This window comes from Streptobacillus notomytis, assembly GCF_001902585.1.
Taxonomy (GTDB): Bacteria; Fusobacteriota; Fusobacteriia; order Fusobacteriales; family Leptotrichiaceae; genus Streptobacillus; species Streptobacillus notomytis.
Window position 1 is genome coordinate 1 of record NZ_LKKV01000082.1, and the last position, 25,748, is coordinate 25,748.

Annotated in this window: 25 protein-coding genes and 1 tRNA gene; 23 read left to right on the forward strand and 3 right to left on the reverse strand. The window is 26.3% G+C overall.

Going from position 1 to position 25,748, the window contains the following annotated elements; all coding sequences use genetic code 11:
• The first annotated feature begins 122 nt into the window (after positions 1-122).
• The 12 genes from BUE91_RS03850 to BUE91_RS03905 all read left to right on the forward strand — a co-directional run bounded on the left by BUE91_RS03850 (position 123) and on the right by BUE91_RS03905 (position 11,644).
• Entirely contained in the window at positions 123-1,277 is a 1,155-nt protein-coding gene (locus BUE91_RS03850; RefSeq protein ID WP_066899477.1) for a tetratricopeptide repeat protein, read from the forward strand.
• Between the two features lie 166 nt (positions 1,278-1,443).
• A complete protein-coding gene (locus tag BUE91_RS03855) occupies positions 1,444-2,040 on the forward strand; it encodes a superoxide dismutase (RefSeq protein ID WP_073508014.1) in 597 nt (198 codons plus the stop codon).
• A 151-nt stretch (positions 2,041-2,191) separates the two neighbouring features.
• Positions 2,192-4,306, forward strand: a complete 2,115-nt coding sequence (gene nrdD / locus BUE91_RS03860) for an anaerobic ribonucleoside-triphosphate reductase (protein WP_073508015.1) — start codon at positions 2,192-2,194, stop codon at positions 4,304-4,306.
• Positions 4,303-4,908 (forward strand): anaerobic ribonucleoside-triphosphate reductase activating protein, encoded by a 606-nt coding sequence (nrdG, locus tag BUE91_RS03865; protein WP_073508016.1) that lies wholly within the window; start codon positions 4,303-4,305, stop codon positions 4,906-4,908. The genes nrdD and nrdG overlap by 4 nt, the downstream gene beginning before the upstream one ends.
• 105 nt (positions 4,909-5,013) lie before the next feature.
• Positions 5,014-6,000: a histidine phosphatase family protein gene (locus tag BUE91_RS03870; protein WP_073508017.1), complete on the forward strand. Its 987-nt coding sequence runs from the start codon at positions 5,014-5,016 to the stop codon at positions 5,998-6,000.
• Positions 6,001-6,009: 9 nt separating this feature from the next.
• The gene (locus BUE91_RS03875) at positions 6,010-6,756 is read left to right on the forward strand and encodes a nitroreductase family protein (RefSeq protein WP_073508018.1); all 747 of its coding nucleotides are present in this window, start codon (positions 6,010-6,012) and stop codon (positions 6,754-6,756) included.
• Complete coding sequence (locus BUE91_RS03880) at positions 6,734-7,603, forward strand: Abi family protein (RefSeq protein WP_066899465.1); 870 nt, start codon at positions 6,734-6,736, stop codon at positions 7,601-7,603. Before BUE91_RS03875 ends, BUE91_RS03880 begins: the two co-directional genes overlap by 23 nt.
• On the forward strand, positions 7,603-8,607 hold the full coding sequence (locus BUE91_RS03885) for a polysaccharide deacetylase family protein (RefSeq protein ID WP_073508019.1): 1,005 nt from the start codon (positions 7,603-7,605) through the stop codon (positions 8,605-8,607). Before BUE91_RS03880 ends, BUE91_RS03885 begins: the two co-directional genes overlap by 1 nt.
• Positions 8,608-8,611: 4 nt before the next feature.
• On the forward strand, positions 8,612-9,025 hold the full coding sequence (locus tag BUE91_RS03890; RefSeq protein WP_066899460.1) for an NfeD family protein: 414 nt from the start codon (positions 8,612-8,614) through the stop codon (positions 9,023-9,025).
• A gap of 3 nt (positions 9,026-9,028) precedes the next feature.
• Positions 9,029-9,907 (forward strand): SPFH domain-containing protein, encoded by an 879-nt coding sequence (locus tag BUE91_RS03895; RefSeq protein WP_066899458.1) that lies wholly within the window; start codon positions 9,029-9,031, stop codon positions 9,905-9,907.
• Positions 9,908-9,909: 2 nt separating this feature from the next.
• On the forward strand, positions 9,910-10,563 hold the full coding sequence (locus BUE91_RS03900; protein ID WP_073508020.1) for a CPBP family intramembrane glutamic endopeptidase: 654 nt from the start codon (positions 9,910-9,912) through the stop codon (positions 10,561-10,563).
• A gap of 13 nt (positions 10,564-10,576) precedes the next feature.
• Complete coding sequence (locus BUE91_RS03905; RefSeq protein ID WP_083573767.1) at positions 10,577-11,644, forward strand: M24 family metallopeptidase; 1,068 nt, start codon at positions 10,577-10,579, stop codon at positions 11,642-11,644.
• 246 nt (positions 11,645-11,890) lie between these two features.
• Here the strand turns inward: BUE91_RS03905 and BUE91_RS03915 are convergent, their stop codons facing one another.
• Positions 11,891-12,082, reverse strand: coding sequence for a hypothetical protein (locus BUE91_RS03915; RefSeq protein ID WP_073508022.1), 192 nt, complete (start codon positions 12,080-12,082; stop codon positions 11,891-11,893).
• A 245-nt stretch (positions 12,083-12,327) separates the two neighbouring features.
• Positions 12,328-12,522: a hypothetical protein gene (locus BUE91_RS03920; protein ID WP_073508023.1), complete on the reverse strand. Its 195-nt coding sequence runs from the start codon at positions 12,520-12,522 to the stop codon at positions 12,328-12,330.
• Positions 12,523-12,888: 366 nt separating this feature from the next.
• Between BUE91_RS03920 and BUE91_RS03925 the strand changes: the two genes are divergently transcribed.
• From BUE91_RS03925 to BUE91_RS03965, 9 genes are all read left to right on the forward strand, one after another.
• Positions 12,889-12,965, forward strand: a tRNA-Met gene (locus tag BUE91_RS03925).
• A gap of 142 nt (positions 12,966-13,107) precedes the next feature.
• Entirely contained in the window at positions 13,108-15,756 is a 2,649-nt protein-coding gene (locus BUE91_RS03930) for an autotransporter outer membrane beta-barrel domain-containing protein (protein WP_073508024.1), read from the forward strand.
• A gap of 188 nt (positions 15,757-15,944) precedes the next feature.
• Positions 15,945-16,913 (forward strand): thiamine pyrophosphate-dependent dehydrogenase E1 component subunit alpha, encoded by a 969-nt coding sequence (locus BUE91_RS03935; RefSeq protein ID WP_066899445.1) that lies wholly within the window; start codon positions 15,945-15,947, stop codon positions 16,911-16,913.
• A 22-nt stretch (positions 16,914-16,935) separates the two neighbouring features.
• Positions 16,936-17,928: an alpha-ketoacid dehydrogenase subunit beta gene (locus tag BUE91_RS03940; protein WP_073508025.1), complete on the forward strand. Its 993-nt coding sequence runs from the start codon at positions 16,936-16,938 to the stop codon at positions 17,926-17,928.
• A 10-nt stretch (positions 17,929-17,938) separates the two neighbouring features.
• A complete protein-coding gene (locus BUE91_RS03945) occupies positions 17,939-19,006 on the forward strand; it encodes a dihydrolipoamide acetyltransferase (protein ID WP_073508026.1) in 1,068 nt (355 codons plus the stop codon).
• 11 nt (positions 19,007-19,017) lie between these two features.
• Positions 19,018-20,727: a dihydrolipoyl dehydrogenase gene (gene lpdA / locus BUE91_RS03950; RefSeq protein ID WP_073508027.1), complete on the forward strand. Its 1,710-nt coding sequence runs from the start codon at positions 19,018-19,020 to the stop codon at positions 20,725-20,727.
• A 159-nt stretch (positions 20,728-20,886) separates the two neighbouring features.
• Positions 20,887-21,885 (forward strand): adenosine deaminase, encoded by a 999-nt coding sequence (add, locus tag BUE91_RS03955; protein WP_066899437.1) that lies wholly within the window; start codon positions 20,887-20,889, stop codon positions 21,883-21,885.
• A 118-nt stretch (positions 21,886-22,003) separates the two neighbouring features.
• Positions 22,004-22,993 carry a lipoate--protein ligase gene (gene lplA, locus BUE91_RS03960; RefSeq protein WP_073508028.1) on the forward strand — a complete coding sequence of 330 codons (990 nt, stop codon included), beginning with the start codon at positions 22,004-22,006 and terminating at the stop codon, positions 22,991-22,993.
• Between the two features lie 10 nt (positions 22,994-23,003).
• Complete coding sequence (locus tag BUE91_RS03965) at positions 23,004-23,438, forward strand: GAF domain-containing protein (RefSeq protein ID WP_073508029.1); 435 nt, start codon at positions 23,004-23,006, stop codon at positions 23,436-23,438.
• Positions 23,439-23,522: 84 nt separating this feature from the next.
• Here the strand turns inward: BUE91_RS03965 and BUE91_RS03970 are convergent, their stop codons facing one another.
• On the reverse strand, positions 23,523-24,200 hold the full coding sequence (locus BUE91_RS03970) for a response regulator transcription factor (RefSeq protein ID WP_066899431.1): 678 nt from the start codon (positions 24,198-24,200) through the stop codon (positions 23,523-23,525).
• Between the two features lie 156 nt (positions 24,201-24,356).
• Here BUE91_RS03970 and BUE91_RS03975 point away from each other — a divergent pair, with 156 nt between their 5' ends.
• Complete coding sequence (locus tag BUE91_RS03975; protein ID WP_073508030.1) at positions 24,357-24,794, forward strand: GNAT family N-acetyltransferase; 438 nt, start codon at positions 24,357-24,359, stop codon at positions 24,792-24,794.
• A 113-nt stretch (positions 24,795-24,907) separates the two neighbouring features.
• Positions 24,908-25,741 carry a glucosamine-6-phosphate deaminase gene (nagB, locus tag BUE91_RS03980; protein WP_073508031.1) on the forward strand — a complete coding sequence of 278 codons (834 nt, stop codon included), beginning with the start codon at positions 24,908-24,910 and terminating at the stop codon, positions 25,739-25,741.
• The last annotated feature ends 7 nt before the right edge of the window (positions 25,742-25,748 follow it).

Here is a 25,748-nt window from a genome sequence, read left to right on the forward strand (position 1 = left end):
ATTTTAGGATTTTAATTTTTTAAATCAATATTATTTATAACTTAGATAAACATTAGAACCATTTACATATGTTTATTAATGTTGTATAATTAGGGTGTCAATAAAAATAGAGGAGAAATGATATGAAAAAGAAATTATTAATACTTGCAACTTTACTTATAGCTACAATAAATTTTGCAGGGACTAAAGAAGATTTTGAAAAAGCTTATAAAAATTATGAAACAACAAAAAATGTTGAACAATTAGAAAAAGATTTATTAGAAATTGTAAAATCAAAAACAGATCATTACACAATAAGTTCTAAATTTGATTTGGCGAAAATAAAAATTATTCAAAATAAGAATGCAGAAGCTAGAAAATACATAAATGAAATTTTAGCTGATAAGTTAGTTAGTGCAGATGGTATAAAAATGGCTAAGACTTTACTTTATTCTATTGAAGAAAACTATGATAAAAAAATGAAACTATTATCTGAATTAATAGCATCAGATCCAAAAGATCTATCTTTACAAGTTGAAATGTTAAAAGAATTATCTGTTAAAAAAGATAATGTTAAATTCGATAAGTTATATAAAGAATATGTAAAAAATATATCTAAAGATGAAAAAGTAAAAACATCTTTTGATATTAACTTAATTAAAGACTTATTAGCTCAAAAACAATTTTCAAATGCAGATAAAATTATTAAACCATATTTTACAAGTAAAAATAATGAATTAAAAGCATTAGCAAATTATTATACAGCTATAAGTAAATTTGAACAAAAAGATATTAAAAACTCAGTAAAATATTCAGATATGGCAAGTAAGTTATCAAAAGAATTAGATGCTGATATAGAAAACTTTAGTTACTTATTAGCTATAGAAACTAAGCAACATGATAAGGCGTTAAAAAAATTAATGATATTAAAAAATCTTACTAAAGAAAAGAGTGTATATTTTGAATTAATTTCTTTAGCAGAAATTTTAAATAAAAAAGAATTGGTAGAAAGTACTATTAAAGAATTTAGAACTATGTTAGATGAAAAACAAAATATGTATTTAAATGATACTTTAGCTAAGTTATTTTTATCAGATAAAATGTTTGAATTAGCAGAAAAATATGCTAAAAAAACTATAACAGAAGATAAAAACCCTGAAGGTAATTTAGTTCTTGCAGTTATATATGCTAATTTAAATAAAAAAGAAGAAGCTTTAAAAAATGTTAGAGAAGCTATTTCTAAAAAAGTTGAAGGAGCAGTAGAAGTAGAAAAACAAATATTAGAAAAACTAAAATAGGATGCTATGCATCCTATTTCATATTATGAAATAAATATAACGTTATATATTTTGATTTTATAGGTAAAATGAAGATATTGATTAGATTGTAATAAAAAAAATTGTGCAGACTTAATCTATATGGTATACTTTAATTGTACTAAGATATTAGACAGGAGGAATTAAAATGAGTTTTAAACTTAAAGATTTACCTTATGCTTATGATGCTTTAGAACCAGTGATAGATAAAGAAACTATGCATCTTCATCATGATAAACATCATAATGCTTACGTTACAAATTTAAATAACCTTATAGAAGGTACAGGATTTGAAAATGCAACGATAGAAGAAATATTAACATCACTAGATAAAATACCTGAAGCTAAAAGAACAGGGATTAGAAATAACGCTGGAGGAACATACAATCATGATATATTCTGGGAAACAATGATACCAGGTGGATCAAAAGAACCAGTGGGGAGATTAAAAGAAGCAATAGATAAAACTTTTGGTTCTTTTGAAGAATTCAAAAATTTATTTAATTCTAAGGGATTAACTCAATTTGGTTCGGGTTGGGTATGGTTAGTTAGTGATGAAGAAGGAAATTTAGAAGTATTGTCTACAAGTAATCAAGACACTCCATTATCTGATGGAAAAAAAATAATTTTATGTAATGATGTTTGGGAACATGCTTATTATTTAAATTACCAAAATAGAAGAGCTGATTATCTAAAAGAATGGTTTAACGTAGTAAACTGGGATATTGTAAGCGATAGATATTAATATTTTTGTCCTCGAAAGAGGACTTTTTTTATTTCTATCTTCCCTTTTTATAATTATTATGTTATACTTAATTTAATCACTATATATGGAGTTAAGAATATAATTGAATACACAATATATTGTGTTATAAGATGATTTGAAAGAGGTTGTTATGAATATATTAAAAAGAGATGGTAGAGTAGAAAAATACGATTCAAATAAAATTAGAAATGCTATAATCAGAGCAAATGAAACTGTGATGTTAGAAGATAGAATATGTGATAAAAAAATAGAAGAAATAATACAACATATAGAGGATAAAAAAATATCTACAGTTGAAGAGATTCAAGACTTTATAGAAAAATCTTTAGTACATGAAGGGTTATATAAACTAGCAAAAAACTACATAGTATATAGATATACAAGATCTCTTGTTAGAAAAGCTAATACAACAGATGAGTCTATACTTGCATTAATACAAAATGTTAATAAGGAAGTTGGAGAAGAAAATTCAAATAAAAATTCATCAGTAGCATCTACTCAAAGAGATTTAATTGCAGGTGAGGTTAGTAAGGATTTAACAAGACGGATAATACTTCCAGAGCATATTAGTAAGGCTCATGAAGAAGGAATGTTACATTTTCATGATGCAGATTATTTTATTCAAAATATTTTTAATTGCTGTTTAGTAAATATTAAAGATATGTTAGATAATGGTACGGTTATTAACTCAAAATTAATAGAATCACCTAAAAGTTTTCAAGTTGCATGTACAGTACTTACTCAAATAATTGCAGCAGTTGCAAGTGGACAATATGGTGGTCAAAGTATAGATATTAGACACTTAGGTAAATATTTACGTATAAGTAGAGATAAATATATGAATAAATACAGAGAAAAGTATAGTAATTTAGATGAAAAAATTTTACATTCATTAGTAAAAGATAGGGTTAAAGATGAATTAAGAAGTGGGGTTCAAACTATACAATATCAAATTAATACATTAATGACAACTAATGGTCAATCACCATTTGTAACCCTATTTCTTTATGTAAGAGATGATGATGAGTATAAAGAAGAGGTTGCAGATATAATAGAGGAGATATTCAATCAAAGAATACAGGGAATAAAAAATGATCAAGGTGTTTATGTAACGTCTGCATTTCCAAAATTAGTATATGTATTAGATGAAAACAATGTATTAAAAGGTGGGAAATATGATTATTTAACTAGATTAGCTGTAGAATGTACATCTAAGAGAATGTATCCTGATTATATAAGTGCTAAGATAATGAAAAATAATTATGAGGGTAATGTATTTTCACCTATGGGATGTAGATCTTTTCTTTCACCATACAAGGATAATAATGGAGAATATAGATTTGAGGGAAGATTTAATCAAGGAGTAGTAAGTTTAAATTTAGTACAAATAGCTTTAATTGCAAAAACAGAAGAAAAATATTTTGAATTATTAGAAGATAGACTAAATTTATGCTTTGAAGCATTAATGTTAAGACATAATAGATTAAAAGGAACATTATCTGATATTTCACCTATACATTGGCAATATGGGGCTATATCAAGACTTAAAAAAGGAGAGAAAATAGATAAGTATCTTATGGATGGATATTCAACTATATCTCTTGGATATATAGGAGTGTATGAAGCTGCAAAACTTATTACAGGTAAATCTCATACTACTAAAGAAGGAAAGATATTTGCTTTAAAATTAATGAAAAGATTAGAATCTGCAACTATAAAATGGAAAAAAGAAACAGGAATAGGTTTTGGTCTTTATGGAACTCCTGCTGAAAGTCTTTGTTATAGATTTGCAAGAATAGATAAGAAAAAATTTGGTGTAATTGAAGATGTTACTGACAAGGGATATTACACTAATTCATATCATGTAGATGTAAGAGAGAATATTTCTGTATTTGATAAATTTAATTTTGAATCAGAATTTCAAAAAATATCTAGTGGTGGAGCAATATCTTATGTTGAAATACCTAATATGACTAAAAATGTTGAAGCTTTAGAGGAAATGGTTAAATATATATATGATAATATACAGTATGCAGAATTTAACACTAAAACAGATTATTGTCATGTTTGTGGTTTTGATGAAGAAATGATAGTAAATAATGAGAATAATTGGGAATGTCCACAATGTAATAATAGGGATAAAACAAGAATGAATGTTATAAGAAGAACTTGTGGATATTTAGGAGAAAATTTTTGGAATGAGGGGAAAACTAGAGAGATAAGTAAAAGAGTGTTACATATATGAGAATAGCAAAAATTAAACCTACAGATATTTCTAATGGTATTGGTATAAGGGTAAGTATTTTTGTATCTGGCTGTAGACATGCTTGTCAAGGTTGTTTTAATAAAGAAATATGGTCATTTGAAAAAGGTGAAGATTTTGACGATAGCATACTTAATGATATATATACATATTTAGATAAATCATATATTAAAGGGTTAACGTTTTTAGGAGGAGAACCATTAGAACCTAAAAATCAGGAAGGTGTATATTTTATCCTTAAAAGTGTAAAAGAAAGATTTCCTGATAAAGATATTTGGCTATATTCAGGTTTTACTTATGAATATTTAATCTCAGATATGTTATCATATTTTCCAAAGTTAGGGAAAATATTAGAGTTGATTGATGTTTTAGTAGATGGCAAATTTGAATTATCATTACTTGATTTAAAACTAAAATTTAGAGGTTCTAGTAATCAAAGAATAATTGATATGAAAAAAACTAGGGAAAAGGGTGAAATAATATGGTTGAAAGAAATAGAGGATGTTTCAAAATATACTTTGGCTAAGGAAGCTATATCAGAAAGAATGGATAATTTAATAAAAATAGATAGAATGGGACTTTAAGATATTTTTAAAGCCCTTTTCTTTTTAATTAGGAAAATCTATTTTTATTGATTTTAAGGTATGAGTTGGTATATAATATAGGTATGATAAGTAAGGGAGTTGATTATGAAATTAAAAAAAGTTTTAATATATAGTAGACATGGAATAAGGTATCCGTTATTTAATTTAGAGGAAATAAGTAAAATTGTAAATCCTGAAAAAATTAAATGGGATTTTGAAGACGGAATACTTACTAAAAAAGGAGAAATGTTAGAGTATGAGTTTGGAAAATATTTAAAAAAATATTTAGATAAATTAGATTTTAATATCTCAACTAAAGAATTTCATACAAATTCCATGAAAAGAACTGTATTAACTTCAAAAATATTAGCTTTATCTATGTTTCCTTTTGAAAATATAGAGGTAAAATATATGTTTGATGATATGAAAAAAGTTGATTTAAATTACAATATTTTATTAACTCCAGATATTATTAATACAGAAAAAATAGAAAAATCTGATAAAAAATTAAAGAATTCATATAATTTAATAGAATCAAGTTTAGGATTAGAAAAAGATAGTATATATAATCTTAAATCTAAAATAACTATAGATGATAGAGGGATTATATATTTAGATGGTGCTTTTAAATACGGGACAGATATAGTAGATATGTATATTTTAAAATATTATGAAGGGTTTAAATATGATGAAATATTTAAAAGCAATAATTTTAGGGAAGAACTTAAAGAAATGTCTAAGGTAAAAGACTCACTACTTGACCTTTTATTTGCAGATAAGGAGTATGTAAATTATTCTGAAAAAAGTGCATATAAATTAATGTTAAAGCATGCTAAAAATGACATAGATTTATCTGTAATAGTTGGACATGATTCAAATATTGCTACAATATTAGCGGCTTTAGATATTAATACTGAGGATCTAGGTAATGAGTTTGAAAAATATCCTATAGGTTCTAAACTAGTATTTAAAATATATGAAAATGATAGTTTTGATTTAGATATACTTTATTATGATGTTGATAGAATAAGATATATGGAAGATAGGGAACCAATTTGTAAAACTTTAGTAAGTAAAAAAAATTTTAAGTAGAGGTGTAAAATGAACGAAGTAATTAAGTTAATTGAAAATAGGAAATCAGTAAGGAATTTTACTGGAGAAAAAGTAGATAAAAGAGATTTAGAATTAATATTAAGAACATTACTTAGAATGCCAAATTCAAGAAATTTACAGAAATTATCTTTTGTTGTTCTGCAAGATAAAGAAAAAATAGAAAAACTTTCAGAATATTGTGGAAAACAAAAACAAGTTGCTACAGCAGATGCTGTAGTTATAATAGTTGGGGATTATAGTAAATTAATAGGATCATTAAAGGTAAAAGAAGAAGAAGTAGAAGAAAATATATTTTCAACTTCTATAATCTCAGACATGTTTGGAGATGCAGGTATAGCTGCTGCAACTATAGATCTATTAGGGAACTCTTTAGGATATGGTTCAACTATTATAGGTGGAGTATTTAGTGTTGAACCATTAGAAATAGTTAAATTATTAAACTTACCTAGACATACTTTCCCTATTTATGGGGTAACTTTAGGTGTTCCTGAAGAATTTGTTAAAAATTCACCCCTTAAACCTAGAACAAAGTTTGAAAATGTAGTGTTTTTTGAAGAATATGATAAGGAAAAAGCTATAGAGGGTGTAATAGATTACAATGAAGAATTAAATAAATATTGGGAAAGCATAAATGTTAATTTACCATCACATTTAGATGTAGTTAGATCATATTTAAAAGGTGTAAATACAGAATTTTTAACAGGATTTATGAATGAGCAAGGATTTAAAAAATAATGAAAAACAGGAAATGCTTTTAGAAATAGATGAGTTAATAAGTCATTTAGAGAAAAAGAATGTTAAGTTTAATGATAAGGAAAAAGCAAAAGAAACTTTATCTAATTTAGGATATTTCAAGTTAAAAGAATTTTCATATATTTATAGGGATGAAAATGGTAGATATTTTGATAATACTTATTTTGAAAATTTTGTTGATAATTTTTATCTTGATAAAAAGTTAAGATTAGAAATATTATCATTAATTGAAAATATTGAAATATATCTTAAAACTAAACTTGTACAAATACTTGGCAAAAAAGGTGCTTACACTTATTTAGATTTACCTAAGTGGGTAAATAGGGAAGCAGATCCTGAAAGTATTAAAAGAATACATCAAAAAATACTTAAAAAGAATGATAAAATAGTGAATATGGAATATTTTGATAAAAAGGTAGTAAGTCTTTATGTGGAGAAGTATAAAAAGAAAGTTTTACCTATATGGGTAATAATGGAAACATTAACCCTAGGAGAAGTAAAAGAAATGCTTAATGTTGCATATCCCAAAATGTTTGAAAATATGTACATAAATATATATTTAGAATACGATGAATTTTTAAGTAATCTAGAAATTATTAAAGATGTTAGAAATATGTCAGCACATAATAATGATGTATTAACAGAGACATATAGTGTTGGAAATATTATTGATGTTATAGAAATAATATTACATTTTTGTAAGAGCATAGATATAGATGTTGATTATAATGGAATAAAAAAAATCTTATTAGAAATAGAGGAGAAAACTTATTGGTTTAAGAATATATCTAGGGAGTATATAGAGAAATTAATTGATAGGAGTAAGTGATGAAAAGGAGTATAAAAAGATTGGTCACGCTTATATTAACTCTTGGTTTGTTAAATTGTATGAATGATAAATCATATGAAAAAGTAACAGAAAATATAGCTGTTGAAAAATCTGTTGAAGAAAAAGTAGAAGAAAAGATAGAAGAAAAAATAGAAATTGAAGAAAAAAAGGTTTTAAGGTCAGATGATATATTAAGATACCATTATAAAAAGATTGCAAAAACTATAGATCCAAGTATTAGTTTTGAGGGTGTAAATGTAAAAAAATATAGAATTAGTGATGATGAAATATATTTTGGAGATAATGAAGAATTAGTACTTAATTTAGAAAAGTTTAAGGCAATATTTAAATCTGGCGTAGGACTTCCTTCTTTATATAAGGGAGAGGTATTAGTTCCTAAAAAAAGAGAAGTAGATATGTCAAAGAAACATATAGTTTTTTCTTTTGATGATGGTCCTAGGAATAAGTATCATGAATTAATAAGAGAAGTTTTTAATGAATATGATCAAACAGCCTCATTTTTTCTATTAGGAGAAGTAGTTAAGAAAAATTCTAATATGGTTATAAGAACATATTTAGATGGGCATGAAATTATGGGTCATTCATTTACTCATCCTGATTTAACTAAGTTAAGTCCAGAAAAAATTTGGAAAGAATATCAAGGTTGTAATGATGCAATTTTTAAAGTTATAGGACTAGATGTAAAATATTTAAGACCACCTTATGGTGCTGTTAACAAAAAGGTCAAAGACATAGTTGGTGGAAAAAGAAATATAGTATTATGGGATGTTGATTCTGAAGATTGGAAAAGTAGAAATGTGGAAACTATAATTTCAAGAGTTCTTCCTGTAGTTAAAGATGGAGATGTAGTATTATTTCATGACCTATATTTAGAATCATATGAAGCTATAAAATATATGGTTCCAATATTAATAGATCAAGGTTATCAATTTATTAGTTATGAAGATATGATAAAAATTAAAAATAGGCAGAAAGGAGGATAACTCTATGGAAAATGTATATTTTTGGTTAGTATTATTCGTGATATTTATTGTAATTGAAATTTTAACATATAATTTAGTTACTATATGGTTTTCTTTCGCTTCATTAATAGTGGTATTAATTAGCATGGCATTTAAAAATACTGCATTAGAGATATTTATTTTCTCTTTATTAGTTGTAATATTTTTAATATATACAAGACCTATAATTAATAAATATTTTGTTAAAGAAAATTTTCATTCAGATTTTAAAGGGACTAAAGTAAGTATAATTGATATAGAAAATGGAATATATGTTGTTAGATTTAAAGGAAGTAAATGGAGTGCTATATCAAGTGAAGAATTTAAAATAGGAGATATAGCAATTATATATGGATTTGATGGTAATAAAATATTAATAAAAAGAGAGAAAGAGGTATAAGTTATGATAGTATTATTTGGTATAATTTTATTATTATTAGCAATGGTGGCAATTTCAGGAGTTAGAATAGTTCCAGAATCTTATGTATATGTAGTAGAAAGACTTGGAAAATATTCACAAACATTAGAATCTGGATTAAGTTTTATTAATCCATTAATAGATAGAGTTGCTAAACAAGTAACTTTAAAAGAACAAGTGGTAGACTTTGATCCACAAGGAGTAATAACTAAGGATAATGCTACTATGCAAATTGATACAGTTGTGTATTTTCAAATTACTGATCCTAAATTATTTACTTATGGAGTTGAAAGACCTATAGCAGCTATAGAGAATTTAACAGCAACTACTTTAAGAAATATTATAGGGGATATGACAGTTGATCAAACTCTTACAAGTAGAGATGTTATTAATTCTAAAATGAGAATGGAGCTTGATGAAGCAACAGATCCATGGGGAATTAAGGTTAATCGTGTTGAGTTAAAAAGTATAATACCTCCAACAGAAATTAGAATAGCTATGGAAAAAGAAATGAAAGCAGAACGTGAAAAAAGAGCTAAGATTCTTGAAGCACAAGCACAAAAAGAAAGTGCTATCTTAGTTGCAGAAGGGGAAAAGACTGCAGCGATATTAAGAGCAGAAGCTAAAAAAGAAGTAAGTATTAAAGAAGCTGAAGGGAGGGCAAAAGCTATACTTGCATTAAAAGAAGCAGAAGCAAATGGAATAAAAATATTAAATTCTTCAACTCCAACTAAAGAAATACTTGCTCTAAGATCGCTTGAAAGTTTAGAAAAAGTATCACAAGGAGAAGCCACAAAAATATTTATACCTAGTGAATTACAAAATTTGACTTCATTACTTGCAGGTATTAGAGAGATAAAATAAATATGATGATAAAAGATTTTGAATTGAAAAATAGGGCCAAATTGTTTGTTCTAGCTATTTTAGGAATACTGTTTTCGCAATTTTTAGGTGGTTTTATTGAAGGAATTACTTCTGCAATACAAAAAAGACCACTTGATTTGTATAATATACTATTTTTGTCTAATATATTTACTTTTTTAATAATTTATTTTGGTTTAAAAAGATTTAAAATAAGTATTTTTGAAAAAGAAAACGTTTCATTAATCCAGTTTATATCAGTATTTGTTTCTACAGTTATATTAAGTAGAATTATAGGGATTATTAATATCTATTTTTCTATTAATCCTGATAATCAAAAACAATTAGAATTAATAGTAGGTAATAAAAATTATATATTGATAATACTAGTAATTGGAATTATGGCACCCATAGTAGAAGAAATAGTTTTTAGAAGAATAATATATAATTTATTTAAGAATAGATATGTTGGATTAATGGTATCTATATGTTTATTTTCATTAGTGCATGCACCTAAAAATATTTTAGAATTTTTAGTATATTTTATGTTAGGTTTAGTGTTTACAGGAACATATTTTGTTACAGGTTCTTTAAAACTTGCTATACTTTCACATATGACCAATAACCTTATATTTATATTAGGGTATATTGCTAAATAGAAGGGGAATAATAATGTGTAAATTAGAAATAATTTTTGAAAAATTAGGAATAGATGGACTGCTTTTAACAGATTACTATAATAAAAGATATTTTACAGGATTTACTGGAACTACAGGGATAGCTTTAGTAACTAAAAAAAATAAGTATTTTATTTCTGATTTTAGGTATACAGAACAGGCTACTAAACAAGTAGAAAAATATGGTTTTACATTTATAGAAGATAATGCAAGAAACTACAATAAACTTGTAGAACTTGCAAAAGAAGATGGAGTTACTAAACTTGGTATAGATAATTTAGCACTTTCATTTTCTGAATATGAATCTATAAAAAATGAATTTGACTTTGCAGAATTAGTAAAAGCTTCAAGCGAGTTATTAATTTCAAGAAGAGTTAAAACTGAAGAAGAAATAGAAAAAATTAGAAAAGCTATAAAAATAAGTGAAGAAGCTTTACTTGAAACTATACCTCAAATAAAAGAGGGTATGACAGAAATAGAAGTTGCAGCTATTTTAGAATACAATCAGAGAAAAAAAGGGGCAAGTGGAACTTCTTTTGATACTATAGTTGCAAGTGGATATAGATCTGCTATGCCACATGGAGTAGCAAGTAATAAAAAAATTCAAAAAGAAGAGTTTATAACTATAGACTATGGTTGTTATTATGATGGTTATGCAAGTGATATCACAAGAACTATTTATTTTGGAGAAAATATAGAACCTAGAATGCTTGAAATTTATGAAACAGTAAGAAAGGCAAATGAGCTTGGAATAGAGTTGGTTAAAGCAGGAAAAACAGGTAAAGAAATAGATTTAGCAGTAAGAGAATCTATGGGAGAATATGCAAAATATTTTGGGCATTCATTAGGTCATAGCTATGGTTTAGAAGTACATGAATCACCCATGCTTTCTTCTAGAGATGAAACTAAACTAGAAGTTGGAATGACTGTTACTGTAGAACCAGGAGTGTATATTTCTGGATATGCAGGAGTTAGAATAGAAGATGATATAATAGTTACAGAAAATGGGGCTGAATCTTTGACAACCCTAGATAAGAAATTAATGATGATTTATAATAAATAAAATAAGCTCTAAAACATTAGTTTTAGAGCTTCTATTTTTATCTTTCACAATGATTTATTAATTTTTCTCCGAAATAATTAAGTATATAAAACAATAAACCAAGAGATATAACGCCTGCTATATTGTAGTATATATTATAATTATAACTTAATAAATTGTCAACTATAATAAGAAGAGCGAATTCTATAATTAATACTACAGAAGACAATACTTTTTTAAAATTTTCACACATATTTTATACTCCTTTTATTTTTTTAAAGAATCAATTAATTTTGATACGAATAAATTGATTAAAGCAATTACTAAAGCAAGTCCAATAAGTACAGTTACACTATAAGCTGTGCTATGACCACTAACTAATACTTTATGAAGTCTTGATACAACTATAATTTCTACCATTAGTAAAATAAGGTTGCCTTTTGTAAAGGAACTATTCATTTTATATATCTTCCTTTCATTTTTCAAATTATAATATGTTGATATTTTAATCTATTATTTTTTGAGATTTTCTACTTAAAAATTTTTTATTTTATCAATTATTCTATATAAGAATAATGTTATTGATTTAAAATTTTTCAAAAGAAAACTAATATAAACTATTAGTCCTAAAATTTAACAATAATAATAATTTAAGAGAATCAATTAAATATAGGTATAGACATATCATATTAATTTATATGAATTTAAAAAATAAGTATTTTAAAATTATACATACTTGTTAATTTTTTTTTATCATCATGTTTTCCAGATACTTCATCTATAATGTAACTAGCAGCTCCACCAATAGCTCCGATGGCTGTATTTTTTCCAGTTTCATATATAAAATTTTTAGTATCCCATACTTCTTGACGGTTATTTAAAAAATTATTCCCCAGCAAAAAATGTTAAATAAATAAGTAAAACTGATAAAATTAAAAATTTTTTCATAAAAATCTCTCCTTTATATTTATTTTTGAAGAACTTCATCTATTCTTCTACACTAATTTTGTTCTGTAAATTCTCTAAAGTCAAAAAGTTCTTTTTTTATTTTTATTAATTTAAATAATAAATTGAGTAAAATATATATAAAATATGTATTTACGTTTAATTTAAATTTTCAATATTTTAGAATAAAATTCATATCGTGAAATTATATTATCAAATATATTTATATGATTTGAAAAACGGAATAGATAAAAATATATAAAAAGGGATTGACAATAAAAAATAATTATAGTATAATTAACACTGTCATCAGGACATATGCCTAGGTAGCTCAGTTGGCTAGAGCATGCGGTTCATACCCGCAGGGTCGAAGGTTCGAATCCTTTCTTAGGCACCAATTTATAAAACATAAAATGATAGATATAACTGTAGGAAACTACAGTTTTTTTTATTTGAAAATAATTTTTAAACTTTGAATTTGACACGTGCATTAAATCGTAAGTATAATGACTTTGAATTATATAATTTTAAGGAGAAGAATGTATAGGGAAAAATATATATTTTTATTTATTTTTTTAATTTCTATTGTTTCTAAATCTGAATATATAGATGAAAAAATAAGTAAAGACATAAAAAAAATTGATGAAATTGAAAAACAGATTAAATATGATAAAGTTGAAGATGCAAGTAAATCTGTACGCATAGGTAATGGAGAAAAAGCTAATCTTACTTTTAATAAAGATATTTCAAATCCAAGTTCATATATAGTATATTCAAATGGAAATCCTGATAGTGTTAAAGTTGTTAATAATGCAAATTTATCAAGTGGAGCAGAAGTAATTACAAGTCTACATAATCATGATTTCGCTAATTTAATTCACATAACAAATAATAAGAATATAATTGGAACAGCTAATAATGTATCACCCTTATCATTAATTGGTAAATATGTATATTTTAAAAACTCAAAAGATGCTGTAGTTAAAACTAAATATGATGAATCTCTTTATTTTTCTGCATATGAATTAGGAGTTTTAGATAATTCTGGTAAATTTGAGAAAAAAGCTGAGTTGAACTTTGAAAAAGGAGGTAGTGTAATAAATAGAGATTCAGGAATATTAAGTGATATGAAAGTATCTTCTAGATCATATGTAAATTATATAAATGATGGAGAAATAAAAGGAGAATTAGATATTAGTTCTAGTGGTGTAACAAGATTTGTAAACTCTGGAACTGTTAATAAAATATCTGATATTTCTAGTGACTATTATAGGTATGAAGAAAAGTTGTTTATAAACAAAGAAAAAGGAATAATTAAGGGTGAATATTTAAAAACACATGCAGGAAATATGAATTTTAAAAATTTTGGTAATATAGAATCAAGTAATATTGAAATTGGTGCTTTAAAGGGGAGTATAGAAAATAATGGTAAAATTATTGGTAATGTAACCATAGATGATTCAAATATACCTGATAAAACAAAGAGAAATTTATATTTAAATGTTAATTTACAAAATGGTAGGTTAGAAGGAAATTTAATACTAAAAAGAAAAGATTTAAATGAAACTATAGTTACAATTAAATCTATGGATAATGTTACAGGGAATTTAATAAGTGATGGAGATAATGATACATTAAGATTATTAGGAAGTGGTAAGGTAACTAGTGTAGATAAATTCAAAGATTTTGAAAAAATACATTTACAAAAATCTGATTGGACATTTATAGGTTCTAATTCATCTAAATACAAGGTAAATAAAGAAATTTTGGTTGAGGACAGTATTGCAACATTTGAAAAAGCGTTTATTAGATCTGGTGAAATTATTAACAAAAATTCTATAATTAATTTAAAATCATCTAACCTTATATTTAAAAAAATATTTAATGATGAAACATCGACTATTAATATATTAGAAAGTTCAAATTTTATGGGATTAGAAAAATTTTTGAATAAAGGAAGAATAAGCTTTTTAGAAAATAGATCTAATTATAATACTCTAGATATTACAGGAGATTATGTTGGAGAAAAGAATGCAAATATATTAATGAAAACATATATAGATGGAGATAACTCAAAATCAGACAAAATCTTAGTAAATGGTAGAGTATATGGACATACATCTATAGAGATTTCAAATCCTAACTCAACATTAGAAAAAAGGTTAAAAAAGAGATTGAAATTAATAGAAAGTAAGGATTCAAATAAAGATGCGTTTAGTTTATTAAATCCAGAGCACGGGATATATAAGTATAAGCTTAGTTTAGATGATAATGATTGGTATTTAGAACAGGAATATAATAAAGATGTAATAGGAATAATTTCTAATTCGTATTATAAAGTTAGGAATGAATTTAATTTAAAATATAATGATCATAATAGAACTAAAAATATAAATGCTAAAAGATTATGGACTAAAATATCAAATACATCTAGTAAGAATATATTATCAGATAATAAAAACTTTAATATATTTGTTGATAGTAATTTTACTACTGTAATGTTAGGGCGTGATTTGGGTATAACACATGCTAAAGATAATATATACAAATATGGAATATTTGGAAATATTGGTTTTGATAAAGTTATCTCTAGTAATGAAAAAAAAATAGGAAATACGGGCATATTTGGAATAGGTTCATATGGAACATGGAAGAATAAAAATTGGTATGCAGAAGCTTGGTTAAACTATATGTATTCACAAAATATCGTTAATGTAAAGGATAGAGTTAATTATGAATTACATACTTTTAAATCATCTATAGAAGTTGGAACAGGTGGAGACATGTATTTAGGGGAAAATAGATTGCATGCTAATCTTTACTGTCAACTGATATATAGCTATATTAAAAATCTTGATATGGAAAAATTTGATGATATAAGGTATACTAATAACTCAAATTTAAAATCAAAACTTGGAACGGATTTAACATTATTTACAAAAATTAAAAATATAAATCCATATTTAGAATTTAATTGGAATTATGATGTTAAATTATCTAGTATTTTTGTAGATAATGAAAAGTATTACTATAATGGAAATAAGAATACCTTTGAATTAAAATGGGGCTTAAAAGATATAAATATTGATAATAATTTAAGTATATGGGCTAATGCGATACATCGTTTTAATGAAATAGGATATGGATCTAATGGTGGAGAAATAGGATTGTTATACAAAATAATTTAAAATTCTTGATCATTTTCTTGTTTCGTATTATGAAATATAAGGAGAAACATTTAATTTTAATATGCATTTTTTAAAAAATCTACTATAGTAGTGTATATTAATTAGTTAATTAAATAACAATGGATTGACTTTAATAATTTTTAGTTTTACACTATTAATGTATATAGAAATATAATCGGAGGTTTATAATGGAAAAATTAACAAAAGAACAATTGCTAGATATGTTTAAAAAGATGCAAGAAGCAAGAATTTTTGATCTTAAAGTAGCACAATTAGTTAAAAAAGGTAAAGTACCTGGAATGACTCACTTTTCAGTAGGAGAAGAAGCTGCGAGTATAGGGGCTATGGCAGCATTAAATGCTGATGATATTATTACATCAAATCATAGAGGACATGCTCAAGTTATAGGAAAAGGTATAGATCTAAATGCAATGATGGCAGAAATTTTAGGAAAATACACTGGAATCTGTAAAGGTAAAGGTGGATCAATGCATATTGCCGATGTTGATAATGGAAACTTAGGAGCTAATGGAATAGTTGGTGGAGGACATGGTATAGCTGTTGGTGCTGCACTAACTCAACAAATGAAAAAAACGGGTAAAATAGTTGTATGTTTCTTTGGAGATGGTGCAACTAATGAAGGAAGTTTCCATGAAGCATTAAATATGGCTTCAATTTGGAAGTTACCTGTAATATTTTACAGTATAAATAATGGATATGGAATAAGTGCAGATATTAAAAAAATGACTAATATAGAACATATACATTTAAGAAGTGCTTCATATGGAATACCAGGAATGTTTATTCCAGATGGAAATAATGTTTTAGATGTATATGAAGGATTTAAAAAAGCAGTTAAGCATGTAAGAGAAGGAAATGGACCGGTTTTAATAGAATCTATTACATATAGATGGCTAGGACATTCTTCTTCAGATCCTGGTAAATATAGAACTAAGGAAGAAGTTGAAACTTGGAAGAAAAAAGATCCTATTGAAAATTTAAGAAAATATTTAATTGAGAATAATATAGCAACAGAACAAGAATTATTAGATATAGATGCTTCAGTTAAAAAAGCAGTTGATGAAGCAGTAGTGTTTGCTGAAAACAGCCCATTACCACCACTAGAATCAGCGTTTGAAGATATTTATGCAGACTAATTTAAGGAGAGGATTTAAAAATATGGAAACAAAATTAATGTCATTTAGAGATACAATAATTTTAGCAATGTCAGAAGAAATGAGAAGAGACCCAGATGTTTTACTTATGGGAGAAGATGTTGGAGTATTTGGAGGAGATTTTGGTACTTCAGTAGGGATGATAGAAGAATTTGGACCAGAAAGAGTTAGAGACTGCCCTATATCTGAAGCAGCTATTGCAGGAGCAGCATCAGGAGCAGCAATGACAGGATTAAGACCTATAGTTGATGTAACTTTCATGGATTTCGTTGTTATAGCAATGGATGCTATAGTTAACCAAGCTGCTAAAACAAGATATATGTTTGGTGGAAAAGGTAAAGTACCAGTAACATTTAGATGTGCTGCAGGAAATGGAGTAGGTTCAGCTGCACAACATTCACAATCACTTGAGAGTTGGTTTACACATATTCCAGGATTAAAAGTAGTAGCACCAGGAACTCCAAGAGATATGAAAGGATTATTAAAAGCTTCAATTAGAGATAATAATCCTGTAATAATACTTGAGTACAAATCAGAATTTAACCAAAAAGGAGAAGTACCTTTAGATCCTGAATTTGTAATTCCTTTAGGAGTAGGAGAAATTAAAAAAGAAGGAACTGATGTAACAGTTGTTACATATGGAAAAATGTTAACAAGAGTTATGAAAGCAGCAGAAGATTTAGAGAAAGAAGGAATTTCAGTTGAAGTAGTAGATCCAAGAACATTAGTACCTTTAGATAAAGAAATAATATTAAATTCAGTTAAGAAAACTGGTAAAGTAGTTCTTGTAAATGATGCACATAAAACAAGTGGATTCATTGGAGAAATTTCAGCTATAATTTCTGAATCAGATGCATTTGATTATTTAGATGCACCTATTAGAAGATGTGCTGGAGAAGATGTACCTATGCCTTATGCACAAAATTTAGAATTTGCAATGATACCTACAGTAGATACAATAAAAGATGCAATACGTAAAACAGTAAATAAACAGTAGAGGTGGAAAGATGGAAAAAAAATTATTTAGAGCTACACCTGCTGCAAGAAAATTAGCGTCACAACTTAATTTAGATTTATCAGCAATACCTGGTAGTGGTGCTTTTGGAAGAATACATAAAGAAGATGTGGCTTCATATAAAGTAGAGGCAAGTATTAAAATATCTCCTGTAGCAAGAAGAATTGCAGAAGATAATAGTATAAACTGGCAAGAACTTAAAGGAAGTGGAATAAGAGGTAAAATAATGAAATCAGATATTTTAGCCTTGCTATCTCCTGACAAAAAAGAAAGTTATGTTGCTCCTGCTAAGGAAAAAGAATATATAAATCAAGAAAAAACAAATATAGAACAACAATTAGACGATAAGAAAGATAAATATGGAGAAATAGAAGTAATACCTATGACAGCAATGAGAAAAGTTATTGCTAAGCGTATGGTTGAAAGCTATCTAACTGCACCAACATTTACATTAAATTATGATGTTGATATGACAGAAGCACTTGCTTTAAGAAAGAAAGTGTTAGAACCAATTTTAGCACAAACTGGTAAAAAAGTAACTGTTACAGATATTATATCACTTGCAGTAATTAAAACTTTAATGAAGCATAAATACCTAAATTCTTCATTAACTGAAGATGGACAAAAAATTATTGCACATAATTATGTAAATTTAGCAATGGCAGTAGGATTTGACGGTGGATTATTAACACCAGTTGTATATAATGCTGAAAAAATGAGTTTATCAGAATTAGTTGTTGCATTAAAAGATGTAACATCTCGTGCTCTTGAAATGAAACTTGCACCAAGTGAATTACAAGGATCAACATTTACTATAAGTAATTTAGGAATGTTTGGTGTATCATCATTTGGTCCAATAATTAACCAACCTAATTCAGCAATATTAGGTGTTAGTGCTACAATAGAAAAACCAGTAGTAATTAATGGAGAGATTAAAGTTAGACCTATAATGTCTCTAGGATTAACTATAGATCATAGAGTTGTAGATGGTCTTGCTGGAGCTAAATTTATGAAGGATTTAAAAGAATTATTAGAAAATCCAATTACAATGTTAATATAAAGGAGAAAAAAATGGCGTTAGAAGTTATCATGCCCAAAGCTGGGATAGATATGACTGAAGGGGAAATTGTTAAATGGAATAAAAAAGTTGGAGAACATGTTAAACAAGGTGAAATTCTATTAGAAATAATGACAGATAAAACTAATATGGAACTTGAAGCAGAAGAAGATGGATATTTATTAGCAATATTAAGACAAGCTGGAGAAACTGTTGCAGTTACAGAAATTATAGGATATTTAGGAGCACAAGGAGAAGAAATACCTACTGCAGGAGGAGCGGCAGCTGCACCAGCAGCAGAAGTAGTTGCAGAAGAAGCTTCATCACCAGTAATAACTAAGAAAGAAAATGGATATAATTTAGTAGTAATAGGTGGAGGACCTGCTGGATATGTTGCTGCTATTAAAGCTAGTCAATTAGGAGCAAAAGTTGCCTTAGTTGAAAAATCAGAACTTGGAGGAACATGTTTAAATAGAGGATGTATTCCTACAAAAGCATACTTACACAATGCTGAAATAATTGAAGGAATTTCACATGCAGCAGCACGTGGAATTATGATAGAAAATCCCAAATTCACAGTAGATATGGAAAAAGTATTAGCTATGAAAGGTAAAGTTGTTAAAACTTTAGTTGGTGGAGTAGGAGCACTTTTAAAGAGCAATGGAGTAGAAGTATTTAAGGGTGTAGGTAAAATAACAAAAGATAAAAATGTTATGGTAGATGGAGTAAAAGAATTAGTTACAGATAAGATTATCTTAGCGGGAGGATCAAAAGTTTCTAAAATTAACATTCCTGGAATGGACTCAAAACTTGTTATGACAAGTGATGATATATTAGAAATGAAAGAAGTGCCTAAAACTATGGCTGTAATAGGTGGAGGAGTTGTTGGAGTAGAACTTGGACAAGCATTCTCAACTTTTGGAACTAAGGTTACTATAATAGAAATGATGGATAGAATAGTTCCAAGTATGGATGCTGAAGTATCTAATGCATTAAGAACAGCATTAGAGAAAAAAGGTGTTACAATTATGACTTCAACTAAATTACAAGAAATAGTAGAAACAGATGGTAAATTAACTATTAAATTAGAAGGCAAACAGGACTTAATAGTAGACAAAGCTTTATTATCTATAGGACGTGTACCTGATTTAGAAGGATTAGGAGAAGTTGAGTTTGAACTTGAAAGAGGAAGAATTAAAGTTGATGAATACATGGAAACATCTGTTAAAGGGATATATGCACCAGGAGATATCAATGGAACTAAGATGTTAGCACATGCAGCATTTAGAATGGGAGAAGTTGCAGCAGAGAATGCGTTAAAAGGAAATCATCATGTAGCTAAGCTTGATTTAACACCAGCTGCTATCTATACTTTACCAGAAGTTGCAGCTTGTGGATTAACAGAAGAACAAGCAAGAGAAAGATATGATATTTCAGTAGGTAAATTTAGCTTCACTGCAAATGGTAGAGCAATTGCAAGTGATGAAAACTATGGATTCGTTAAGGTTATAGCTGATAAAAAATATGGAGAAATATTAGGAGTTCATATAGTTGGACCAGCTGCGGCAGAATTAATTAACGAAGCATCTTCTATTATGGAAATGGAAATAACTGTAGAAGAAATGTTAAAGACTATACATGGTCATCCAACATACTCAGAAGTAATGTATGAAGCATTTGCTGATGTATTAGGACTTGCAGTACATGCATTGAAGAAAAATTAATATAGGTAAGACCCTACTTTGATAGTAGGGTCTTTTGATATATGATTAAGATTTTTTATGAATTAATATTTAAAATTAATGCTTTTTAATTGTTTTTTTATACTTTATATGATATACTATTGTGAAATCCAATAACAATTGTCATGAAAAGGAGAATTAATGAAAAGAGAAGTAGTTAAAAAATTACCTAAAGTGGAATTACATTGTCATTTAGATGGTTCTATACCTATAGATACATTATATAAATTAGCTATAAAAGAAGGAATAGAAGCAAAAAAAATGGATAAGGTTTTTGCTCCCAAGAAATGTATAGATTTAAAGGATTATTTAAATTGCTTCGATGTAGTATTAGAAGTATTACAAAGTAAAGAAAATTTAACGGAAGCAGCATATTCAGTAGTTAAAGAAGTTTATAAAGAAAATGTAAAATATATAGAAATAAGGTTTGCCCCTTTGCTTCATATAAGAAAGGGTCTTAGTATAAAAGAAGTAGTTTTAGCAGTAAGTGAAGGTATAAGAAAGGCACAACAAGAAGTAGATGTTAAAGTAAATATTTTAATTTGTGCTCTTAGACATCATAAGGCTGAGTTAAATAATAATTTATTAGAAGAAGTATATAAATTAAATATTATAGCTGGATTTGATTTTGCAGGTGATGAAAAAAATTATTCAAATTCTGTTATAAAAGAAACAGCAATTAAAGTAAAAGAAAAAAATTTAAAATTAACATTACATGCAGGAGAATGTGGGTGTGCTCAAAGTGTAGTTGAAGCTATACATCTTGGTGCAACTAGAATAGGACATGGTGTAGCTATAAAAGATGATGTTGAAGCTATGAAATATGTAGTAAATTCAGATGTTTTATTAGAAATTTGTCCAACTAGTAATATACAAACAGATGCTATTGATACTATAGAAGAATATCCATTTAGAATATTTATGGAAAATGGAGTTAAATGTTGTATTAATACAGATAATAGAACTGTTTCAAATACTACATTAACTGATGAATATATGTTACTTAATAAATATTTTGGACTTACTTATGAAGAAATGAAAAAATTAAATATTAATGCTATTAATTTTTCTTTTGCAGATGAAGATGTTAAGGAAAATATATTAGAAAATATACTTGAAGCTTATAAAGAATATATGTAATTTAGAAAAGGATTGACCTCTGTATAAATCAGTAGTTAATCCTTTTAATTTTTCTAATGTAAAATTATTGAAAAATATCTATATATAGGATATAATTAAAATAAACAAGGAGGTAATTATGAAATATATTATTAATGAAAGTAATGATACAGCATATAATATAGCTCTAGAAGAATATGCTTTTAAAAAATTGCTAAATGAAGATATGATATTTATTTTATGGATAAATAAACCATCAATTATAGTTGGTAGACATCAAAATACAATAGAAGAAATAAATAAAGAATATGTAAGAGAAAATGATATAGAAGTTGTAAGAAGAATAAGTGGCGGTGGAGCTGTTTATCATGATTATAACAACTTAAATTATACTATAATATCTAAAGAAAATGAAAGCAGAGCCTTTGATTTTAAGAGTTTTTCTGTACCAGTAATTAAAACTTTAGAAAGTTTAGGAGTAAAAGCAGAATTTACTGGAAGAAATGATTTAGAAATAGACGGTAAAAAAATATGCGGTAATGCACAAGCATATATAAATGGTAGAATTATGCATCATGGTTGCTTATTATTTGATGTAGATTTATCAGTACTTTCTAAAGCACTTAAAGTTTCTAAAGATAAAATAGAATCAAAAGGAGTAAAATCTGTAAGAGCTAGAGTAACAAATATAGTTGATGAATTACCTAATAAAATAAATGTAAAAGAATTTAGAGATTTACTTTTAGATTACATGAAAAAAGAATATCCTGAAATGACAGAATATGTATTCAGTGAAGAAGAAATTGCAGAAATAAATAAAGCTAAAGAAGAAAAATTTGGAAATTGGAATTGGAATTATGGTAAATCTCCAGAATACAATTTAACAAGATCTATGAAATTTGAAAAAGGTAAAATAGAAGTATTTGTTAATGTAATAGATTCAAAAATTGAAAATATTAAGATATATGGAGACTTCTTTGGTATTGAGGATGTATCAGCTGTTGAAGATATATTAAAAGGTTCAAAATATGAACAAAAAGAAGTATTAGAGAGATTAAATTCTATAGATATTTCAAGATATTTTGCTGGAATTTCTGCTGAAGAAGTAATGAAAACTATAGTAGAGTAGAAAGGTAAAAATGAATTATAATTTATTATATAAAGAATTGGAAGCCATACTTTCAGATGAAGAATTTCAAATATCTAGAATGGCAAATATGTCTGCATTTATTATGCAATCAATGCCTGACTTAAATTGGGTAGGTTTCTATGTAGTTCATGGAAATGTATTGAAGGTTGGACCTTTTCAAGGTAAACCAGCATGTTCAAATATACCTAAGGGTAAAGGTGTATGTGGATATGCTTGGGAAAATAAAAAAACAGTTGTATTAGAAGATGTTCATAAATTTTCTGGTCATATTGCCTGTGATTTAGCTTCTAATTCAGAAGTTGTAATACCAATATTTGATAAAAACGGTAATATGATAGCAGAACTTGATATAGATTCACCTAAATTTAATAGATTTAGTGAAGAAGATGTAAAGTTTTTAGAAAGATGTGTAAAATTAATTTAAATTATAGGGATTAACTTTTATTAGTTAATCCTTTTTAAATAAAAAAGCACTCCAAATCATGATAGATTGAAGTGCAGTAAATTTTTAATCTTTAACTATGTATCCAATATTTCTAATAGTTTTAATTATTTTTGATGGGAATCCATATTCTATTTTTCTTCTTAGGAAAGTAATATATACATCTCCTATATTTTTATGATCATGTTCTTCTTTGCCCCATACTTTTTCAGATATCATTTCTCTTGTGACAACCTTGTTTTTGTTCTTAATTAATAATTCTAATAATTTATACTCTTTATTAGTTAATGAAACTTCTACATCCCCTCTTCTTGCTTCTCTTGTATAAGGGTTTAAAGTTAAATCTTTTACTTTTAATATGGCATTAGAAGTAAAAGTAGTTTTTCTAGTTATCATGAATAACAGAGCATTAATTTTTGCTAAAAAAGCTTCTTTGGTAATTCCATCATAGATATAATCGTTTAATCCAAATTTTAAAGCTTCCTCTAAAATGAAATTGTTTGTAGGACTAGTTATTGCAACATATATAATTTTATCCATTTTATCTACCTTGTATTGAAACAACTTTTTGTAGTTTAAAATATTTGTTGTATCAAATATTAAAATGTCTACTGCCCCTTCTTTTAAACTTTCTACTACAAAATCTTCATCGCTTGTAAAGTTTACTGTTGCATCTAATAATTTTAACATTTCCTCATATTTTTTTTCAGAATTTAAGTCCCAACTGTAAAATAATATGTTCATAAAACCACTCTCCTTACGTTTATTTAATTATAGCATAAATTAAATAAAAAAACAACTAACTTTAGTTAATATTTTTTTAATATAGAAATAAATATTTTAATCTATTTATTTTAAGGAATATGTGGTATATTTAATTTAAGGAGAGAGGAGAAAAATATGGAAATTAGAAAAATTAGAAAAGAAGATAAAAGTATATACTTAAATTTGACAAAGCAATTTTATTCTAGTGATGCAGTATTACATAATGTAGATGAAAATAATTTTTTGAATACTTTTAACGAATTAATTAATAGAGATATTTATACTGAATGTTTTATTATAGAAGAAAATTTAAAAATAATTGGATATTGTTTAATTTCTAAAACATACTCTCAAGAAGTTGGAGGTATGGTTTTATTGATAGAAGAGATATTAATACTTGAAGATTATAGAAATAGAGGAATAGGAAAAAAGATTTTTAATTTTTTATTTGAAAGATATAAAGGGTATAAAAGATATAGGTTAGAAGTTGACAATAATAATGTTATGGCACAGAAATTATATAAAAAACTGGGCTTTTTTGAATTGAAGTATGTACAAATGGTAATAGAATAATATAAGAATTTTACTATTTTTGAAAAAATATTACAAAAAACAATAAATATTTGACATGAAATATTAAAAAAAGTATAATAAAATATATTCATATGGAAAAAAAGGAGATATACATGAGATTACTTATTGTTAAAAATGCGAAAGATGTTGGAAAATGGAGTGCTTATCATATTGCTAAAGAAATTTTAAAATTTAATCCTACTAAAGATAAACCATTTGTATTAGGATTACCTACAGGTTCAACACCACTAGAAACATATAAGAATTTAATTGAATTAAATAAAAAAGAAATTATTTCTTTTGAAAATATTATCACTTTTAATATGGATGAATATGTAGGACTTGCTCCTGATCATGATCAAAGTTATCATTATTTCATGCACAAAAACTTTTTTGATCATATAGATATTAAAAAGGAAAATATTAATATTTTAAATGGGTTAGCAGAAGATTTACAAGCAGAATGTCAAAGATATGAAAATAAAATAAAATCGGTAGGTGGAATACATTTATTTTTAGGTGGAGTAGGAGAAGATGGGCATATTGCATTTAATGAGCCGGGATCATCTCTATCTTCAAGAACTAGAGATAAGGAATTAACACAAGATACTATAGTTGTAAATTCAAGATTTTTTGATAATGATATAAGTAAAGTTCCTAAATTAGCATTAACAGTAGGTGTTGGAACTATAACAGATTCTAGAGAAGTACTTATTATGGCAACGGGAGCTAAAAAGGCTTATGCTATACATAAAGGAATAGAAGAAGGTGTTAATCATTTATGGACTATTTCAGCATTACAATTACATAGAAAAGCTATTATAGTAATAGATGAAGATGCGGCATTAGAATTAAAAGTAAAAACATATAGATATTTTAAAGATATAGAAGCAGAAAATCTTGATTTTGAAAGAATAGAAAAAGAATTATTAAGTTTAAAAGGATAGGTATTAC

Bases quoted from the DNA above. Each gene is read 5' to 3' on its own strand.
- BUE91_RS03850 (WP_066899477.1), top strand. From the start codon at position 123: ATGAAAAAGAAATTATTAATACTTGCAACTTTACTTATAGCTACAATA.
- BUE91_RS03855 (WP_073508014.1), top strand. From the start codon at position 1,444: ATGAGTTTTAAACTTAAAGATTTACCTTATGCTTATGATGCTTTAGAA.
- nrdD (WP_073508015.1), top strand. From the start codon at position 2,192: ATGAATATATTAAAAAGAGATGGTAGAGTAGAAAAATACGATTCAAAT.
- nrdG (WP_073508016.1), top strand. From the start codon at position 4,303: ATGAGAATAGCAAAAATTAAACCTACAGATATTTCTAATGGTATTGGT.
- BUE91_RS03870 (WP_073508017.1), top strand. From the start codon at position 5,014: ATGAAATTAAAAAAAGTTTTAATATATAGTAGACATGGAATAAGGTAT.
- BUE91_RS03875 (WP_073508018.1), top strand. From the start codon at position 6,010: ATGAACGAAGTAATTAAGTTAATTGAAAATAGGAAATCAGTAAGGAAT.
- BUE91_RS03880 (WP_066899465.1), top strand. From the start codon at position 6,734: ATGAGCAAGGATTTAAAAAATAATGAAAAACAGGAAATGCTTTTAGAA.
- BUE91_RS03885 (WP_073508019.1), top strand. From the start codon at position 7,603: ATGAAAAGGAGTATAAAAAGATTGGTCACGCTTATATTAACTCTTGGT.
- BUE91_RS03890 (WP_066899460.1), top strand. From the start codon at position 8,612: ATGGAAAATGTATATTTTTGGTTAGTATTATTCGTGATATTTATTGTA.
- BUE91_RS03895 (WP_066899458.1), top strand. From the start codon at position 9,029: ATGATAGTATTATTTGGTATAATTTTATTATTATTAGCAATGGTGGCA.
- BUE91_RS03900 (WP_073508020.1), top strand. From the start codon at position 9,910: ATGATGATAAAAGATTTTGAATTGAAAAATAGGGCCAAATTGTTTGTT.
- BUE91_RS03905 (WP_083573767.1), top strand. From the start codon at position 10,577: ATGTGTAAATTAGAAATAATTTTTGAAAAATTAGGAATAGATGGACTG.
- BUE91_RS03915 (WP_073508022.1), bottom strand. From the start codon at position 12,082: ATGAATAGTTCCTTTACAAAAGGCAACCTTATTTTACTAATGGTAGAA.
- BUE91_RS03930 (WP_073508024.1), top strand. From the start codon at position 13,108: ATGTATAGGGAAAAATATATATTTTTATTTATTTTTTTAATTTCTATT.
- BUE91_RS03935 (WP_066899445.1), top strand. From the start codon at position 15,945: ATGGAAAAATTAACAAAAGAACAATTGCTAGATATGTTTAAAAAGATG.
- BUE91_RS03940 (WP_073508025.1), top strand. From the start codon at position 16,936: ATGGAAACAAAATTAATGTCATTTAGAGATACAATAATTTTAGCAATG.
- BUE91_RS03945 (WP_073508026.1), top strand. From the start codon at position 17,939: ATGGAAAAAAAATTATTTAGAGCTACACCTGCTGCAAGAAAATTAGCG.
- lpdA (WP_073508027.1), top strand. From the start codon at position 19,018: ATGGCGTTAGAAGTTATCATGCCCAAAGCTGGGATAGATATGACTGAA.
- add (WP_066899437.1), top strand. From the start codon at position 20,887: ATGAAAAGAGAAGTAGTTAAAAAATTACCTAAAGTGGAATTACATTGT.
- lplA (WP_073508028.1), top strand. From the start codon at position 22,004: ATGAAATATATTATTAATGAAAGTAATGATACAGCATATAATATAGCT.
- BUE91_RS03965 (WP_073508029.1), top strand. From the start codon at position 23,004: ATGAATTATAATTTATTATATAAAGAATTGGAAGCCATACTTTCAGAT.
- BUE91_RS03970 (WP_066899431.1), bottom strand. From the start codon at position 24,200: ATGAACATATTATTTTACAGTTGGGACTTAAATTCTGAAAAAAAATAT.
- BUE91_RS03975 (WP_073508030.1), top strand. From the start codon at position 24,357: ATGGAAATTAGAAAAATTAGAAAAGAAGATAAAAGTATATACTTAAAT.
- nagB (WP_073508031.1), top strand. From the start codon at position 24,908: ATGAGATTACTTATTGTTAAAAATGCGAAAGATGTTGGAAAATGGAGT.